The sequence below is a fragment of the Streptomyces sp. NPDC040718 genome (assembly GCF_055593565.1).
This window is the reverse complement of record NZ_JBVIXO010000025.1, coordinates 1-5,673: the sequence shown is the minus strand read 5'-3', so window position 1 is coordinate 5,673 and position 5,673 is coordinate 1. Positions and strand designations below refer to the sequence as shown.

5 protein-coding genes and 1 tRNA gene are annotated in these 5,673 nt (G+C 71.7%); 4 read left to right on the top strand and 2 right to left on the bottom strand.

Annotated features, from left to right (window positions below):
- The 4 genes from ACZ597_RS34190 to ACZ597_RS34175 form a co-directional block, all read left to right on the top strand.
- Positions 1–1,648, top strand: a 1,648-nt coding sequence (locus ACZ597_RS34190) for a D-alanyl-D-alanine carboxypeptidase family protein (RefSeq protein WP_471339035.1), incomplete at its 5' end; no start/stop codon positions are given.
- 80 nt (positions 1,649–1,728) lie between these two features.
- A complete protein-coding gene (locus ACZ597_RS34185) occupies positions 1,729–3,507 on the top strand; it encodes an MFS transporter (RefSeq protein WP_471339033.1) in 1,779 nt (592 codons plus the stop codon).
- A 97-nt stretch (positions 3,508–3,604) separates the two neighbouring features.
- On the top strand, positions 3,605–3,808 hold the full coding sequence (locus ACZ597_RS34180) for a hypothetical protein (RefSeq protein ID WP_471339031.1): 204 nt from the start codon (positions 3,605–3,607) through the stop codon (positions 3,806–3,808).
- A gap of 52 nt (positions 3,809–3,860) precedes the next feature.
- The gene (locus tag ACZ597_RS34175) at positions 3,861–4,175 is read left to right on the top strand and encodes a deoxyxylulose-5-phosphate synthase (protein WP_471339029.1); all 315 of its coding nucleotides are present in this window, start codon (positions 3,861–3,863) and stop codon (positions 4,173–4,175) included.
- A 50-nt stretch (positions 4,176–4,225) separates the two neighbouring features.
- Here the strand turns inward: ACZ597_RS34175 and ACZ597_RS34170 are convergent.
- Together ACZ597_RS34170 and ACZ597_RS34165 are read right to left on the bottom strand one after the other, a co-directional pair.
- Positions 4,226–4,298, bottom strand: a tRNA-Arg gene (locus ACZ597_RS34170).
- Positions 4,299–4,421: 123 nt separating this feature from the next.
- Entirely contained in the window at positions 4,422–5,243 is an 822-nt protein-coding gene (locus ACZ597_RS34165; protein ID WP_471339027.1) for a hypothetical protein, read from the bottom strand.
- Positions 5,244–5,673 lie beyond the last annotated feature (430 nt).

The following is a 5,673-nucleotide window of genomic DNA, read 5'->3' as shown; positions in this document are numbered from 1 at the left end:
CAAGAAGCCGGCCGCCACGCCCCCGGCGGACTCCGACAGCGAGCGGACCGCCGTCTTCCGTGCCGTGAAGCCGGGTTCCGCGAAGCCCGACGCGGCCAAGGCCGACGCCCCGAAGCCCGGCACGGACCGGCCCGGCAACGCCAAGCCCGGCACGGACCGGCCTTCCCGGGACCCCCGCGCCGCAGGCACCGGCACCGGCACCGGCACCGGCGAGAGCGACCGCCGCGTCAGCACCTTCGTACCGCTGCGCGGCGAAGGCGGGGCCGCGCCCGACGCCAAGCCCCCGGTGAAGCCGGCCTCGCCGGCCCCGCCGGCCCCGCCCCGGCTGGACCCCAGCGAGCGGACCACCCAGCAGCCGCTGCCGCCCCGGCCGCCGCTCGACATGCTGGCGGACCTCACCAACAACCCGCCCCCGCCGCCCACCCCGATGCGGAACGCGATCCGGCGGGTCAAGATCTACGCGCCGCTCGTACTGCTCCTGATCATCGTGCTCTCCGTCGTGCAGCTGGTCCGCCCGCTGCCCGCGCCGAAGCTCAAGCTGACCGCGAAGGCCACGTACACCTTCACCGGCGGGGCACCGAACCTGCCCTGGCCGACCGAGGGCCAGGCCTCCATGGCCGCCGCCGGCCTCGGCACGATCGGCAGCTCCGGCGAGCAGAAGCCGGTGCCGATCGCGAGCGTCACGAAGTCGATGACGGCGTACATCATCATGCGCGACCACCCCTTCAAGAAGGGGGAGAAGGGCGCGATGATCGACGTCGACAAGACCGCCGAGACCGAGGGCCAGAAGGACAAGTCGGACAACGAGTCCACCCTCAACACGGTCAAGGAGGGCGACAAGATCTCCGAGTACGACGCGATCGCCGCCCTGATGATCCCGTCGGCCAACAACATCGCCCGGCTCCTCGCGCGCTGGGACTCCGGTTCCCAGGAGGCGTTCGTCAAGAAGATGAACGACACCGCCAAGGAACTCGGCATGACCAACACCACCTACACCGACCCCTCGGGCCTGGACGCCACCACGGTCTCCACCGCCGAGGACCAGGTGAAGCTCGGCCTGAAGATCGTCGAGATCCCGGCTCTGGTGGACATCACCCGCCTGCCCGCCTGGACCGACCAGACCGGCAAGGTCTGGCAGAACTGGAACCGCCTGGTCCCGTTCAACGACTCCCTCGGCATCAAGACCGGTACGACGACCAAGGCCGGCGGAAACCTCCTCTTCGCCGCGCAGAAGAAGGTCGGCGACACCAACCAGCTGCTCGTCGGCGCGGTCCTCGGCCAGCACAAGCCGCCGATCATCGACAGCGTCATCGCCGCGAGCCGTTCGCTGCTGATCGCCACGCAGAAGGAGGTCCAGGGCGCGCCCGTCGTGAAGAAGGGCCAGGTCGTGGGCTACGTGGACGACGGCCTCGGCGGTCACACGCCGGTCGTCGCCACCGCCGACGTCCAGGCCGTCGGCTGGTCCTCGCTGACCGTCGACATCAAGCTCGGCGACGGCGGCACCGCGATCCCGGAGTCGGCGAAGGCCGGGACCCAGGTCGGCGTGCTGACCGTCGGCGACGGTGCCAGCCAGGTCAAGGTGCCGGTGGCGCTCCAGCGCGAGCTGGACACCCCGGGCTTCGGCAGCAAGCTGACCCGGCTCGGCTGACATCCGGCGGGCGGCACGGCGCCCCGGGCAACCCCGGGGCGCCGTGCCACGTCCCGGTAGTCGTACGAGAGGGTGTCGTCGTGACCACAGCCGAGCAGCAGCACAGGCAGACCGGGCAGCCGGAGTCCCCGCGCGGGCCCGGCGCGCCCGCCGGCCCGGCCCGCCGCGCGCTCGGGTGGGCGCACCGGCACCCGGTGCCCGTGGCCACCGCCACGGCGGCGGTCCTGCACGTCGTCTGGTTCTTCTGCTTCGCCAACAGCGGCGGGGACCTCGCCGCGCAGGACGCCTGGGCGGAGTTCGTCGGCCGCCACCCCGACACGGCGTACAACCTCGCCTGGTACGGGGGGATGCACCCGGTCTCGTACAGCGTCGTGTCCCCGTACGTGATGCACGTGCTCGGCGTCCGGACCACCATGATGATCGCCGGCACCGCCTCGGCCGGGCTCCTCGCGCTGGTCCTCACCCGCTGCCGCGGGGCCGTCCGGCGCCCCCTGTGGCCGGCCCTGGCGGGGGTCTACGGGCTGCTGTGCAACGCGCTCTCCGGCCGGGTCACCTTCGGACTCGGCACCCTCTTCGCGCTCGGCGCGGTCGCCGCCGTCTTCTGCTGGCCCCGCAAATGGGCCCGGCGGCGCTGGGCCAAGGCCGCCGTCGCCGCGCCGCTGGCCGGGCTGGCGACGGCCGCGAGCCCCGTGGCCGGCCTCTTCCTCGGGGTGGTCGCGGCCGCGCTGTTCCTGAGCCGGCGGCGGCCGGGCGCGTACGCCCTCGGACTGGCCCCGGTGGCGGTCGTGGGGCTGTCGGCGTGGCTGTTCCCCTTCTCGGGGACGCAGCCGATGAAGATCGGCTCGGCGGGGCTGCCGTTCCTCTTCGGGCTGGCCGTCGCCCTCCTCGTGCCGAAGGCGTGGCGGACGGTCCGGGCCGCGGCCGCCGTGTACACCCTCGGGGTGTTCCTGACCTGGGCGATCGACTCCCAGGTCGGCTCGAACGTCACCCGGCTGGTCATGCTGTTCGGCGGAGCGGTGCTGCTCGCCGCCGTCCCGTACACGGCCCCGCGCACCCGGCGCCGGTACGCGGTGCTGCTCGCCTTCGCCGGACTCACCGCCTGGATCACCACCAACAGCATCACCGACATCGTCCGCACCACCCCGGTGGCCGCCTGGAACCGCGAGCTGGCCCCCCTGGTCGACCAGCTCCAGAAGGCGGGCGCCGACCGGGGCCGGGTCGAGGTGGTCCCCGCCAGCAGCCACCGGGAGTCCTCAGCCTTCCCCTCGTACGTGAACCTCGCGCGGGGCTGGAACCGGCAGGCCGACCTGGAGCGCAACCCGCTCTTCTACGACGACACCCTCACCGCCGAGAGCTACCGGGCCTGGCTGGAGCGCTGGGCCGTGCACTACGTGGTGCTGCCCGCCGACAAGCCCGACTCTGGCGGGGAGGCCGAGGCGGAGCTCGTGAGCGGGGGCCTGCCGTACCTGAGCCAGGTGTGGGGCGACGAGAACTGGCGCCTGTTCCGCGTGGAGGCCCCGGCGAGCCTGGTCTCGGGCCCCGCGAAGGTGGTCCGGGCGGGCGCGGACCAACTGGTGCTGGAGGTTTCGGCGCCCGGCCGGGTGCTGGTGCGGATCCCGCACTCGCCGTGGCTGGGGCTGGTGGACGGCGAGGGAAAGCCGGTGGCCCCGCCGCGGGCCGCGAACACGGCCGGATGCCTGTTCAAGGCGGCCCCGGACGCCTCCGGGGACGCGTGGACGGAGCTTCTGGCCCCGGCGCCGGGCGAGTACCGGGTCTCGGCGAAGTACCAGCTCCCGCGCGGTACGCCGTGCCCGGAGCCGCTGATCCACGAGACCCTGGGCACTCCGCCGCGCCCCTGACCGTCCTGATCCAGGTGCATCGCCCCCCATATGTGCATACGATCCCAGTAATCCGATTGGAACCGATTGGGCGCTTCCCGAGGGAGTTGACGACGGGATGAGCAAAGAGCAGAAGCAGGACGTCAGGACGGCGATCGCGAAGGCGGCGGAACACCTCCAGCCGCCGCAGGCCCAGGGCCACGGCTTCGAGGGCCCGGTCCGCAGCAAGGTGAAGGGCGGAGCCCACACCAAGGCGGCCCTCAAGCGCGCCGGCACCCCGCAGGGCGACCGCATCGGCGAACGGAGCAGGGGCCTCAGCTGACGCCCGGGAAAACCGATGGCGCCCCCGGAGCCCGGCGGCGGATATTGGCCCGATGCCCCACCGCTCCGCGTACGTGTGCCTCTCCTGCCGGGTCTCCTTCAAACACTCCGGCCAGCGGACGTACCGCTGCCCGGAGTGCCGCCGGGAGCTGCTCCTCGCCGGTGACGCCTTCGAGGCACCGCCCCGCCGGGACCGGGACGCCTGGAGGGTCGTCTCCGTACTGCTCCACGCCGGACTCGACTTCCGGCAGGCCTGCTGCGGCTGCGGCCCCGGCTACCGCCCCCGGAGCCTGCGAGAGGTACGGGCCCGCCTCACCCACGCCCGCCGCACCGGCACCCCGGCAGCCCGCGCCCTCGCCACCCCCTAGGCCGAGCAGCAGAACGGCCCGGAGCATGATCGCTCCGGGCCGTTCGCACGTGCCCCCGGCAGGATTCGAACCTGCGACACCCGCTTTAGGAGAGCGGTGCTCTATCCCCTGAGCTACGAAGGCGGGGCCTTGCGTAAAACGTGGCTGAATACTCTGCGTGAGATTCCGCCCGCGTTCGGCAAGGTCCTGGACTGCCACGAGGGCAGCCCAGGGACAGCGTAGCGGATCAGCGTGGGGCGTTGCGGCTCAGTTCTTGGGGGAGCGGGTGCTGCTTTCTGCGGTCTCTGCGTCCGCGTCGGTGTAGGCGGGGTCTTCCCGGTAGCGGGCTGCGCTGGTGGCGTTCTGTGCGAGGAGGAAGCCGAGGATGACCAGGCTCTGGGCGTCGGCGCCGAAGGCGATCATGCGGCGGTTCCAGAGGGAGCGGTCGAGCTGGGAGAAGCCGGCCTCGGTGTCTTCGCGGCCGCCGTAGAGGGTCTGGTGGGTGGCAGTGGCGTCGGGAATCTGGAGGAGGTGCTCGGCGCGGTGGAAGCCGGTCTCGGTATCGCTCTGTCCGTCGTCGCGTTCGCCGGGGGTGGTGGTGATGCCGACGGGCTCGCGGTGTTCGTGGGCGCCGCGTACGCACGGGACGGCGAGAAGGTGGTACCAGCGGTGGGTGTTGGGGCTGGTTCGGCGTTCGAGCTTGCGGATCGGCAGGGGGAGGAGGGTGGTGGTGCCGGTGTCGAGGAAGACACGTTCGTGGGCGCGCCCCTTCTTGGACCACAGTTCGTGGCGGCATCGCCCGTAGTCGAGGGTGCGCAGGTAGCGGGGCTTGGCCCCCTTGTGCTGCTTGTTGATGAGGAGTTTGCCCCGGCGGGCGATGACGTCGCGGTGCATGCCGCGGAAGGCCCCGTCGTAGAGGACGCCCATGCATCCTTCTGCGGCGTCGAGGATGGCGCAGGCGAGTTTGAGGGCGACTGCGGCTTCGCCGCCCTCCTGGTCGTGCGGGACGTGGCCGTAGCGGAGGAAGACACGCCGGAAGTAGCCGCGGTGGCGGGTGGAGAACACGACGAACTTGCTGCCCAGCACCATCTTTTCGGAGTTTTTGGTGTTCTCCGGCTCTGTGGTGCCAGCGCCAGCGCTGACTGCGTCTTCCTCGTCCCTGTTCCCACCTCCTTCCTTCTGCCAGGAGGAGGCCGGGTCGACGCGGTGGCGGCGGCGCACTCCGTTCTCGTCGATGCTGAAGGGGACGGTGGACAGGGTGGGGGACTTGGCGACGGTGTCGTCGCCGGCGATGAGCTGGTGGCGGCCCGGATTGCTCCAGGAGCGGCGAGCTTCGGGAGGGAGCAGTCCTTGACGCAGGGCTTGCGCGAGGGCGAGCTCGGCGAACGTCTCGCCGAGTTCTCCCAGTTGGGGGATCAGGAGGGTGGGGTTTGCCCCCGTTTGTGGACATCTCTTAAGGATCAGATTGTGGGATCCGAGACGGAGGTGTCGTGGTGGGTGTTGCCCGGTATTCGGAGGA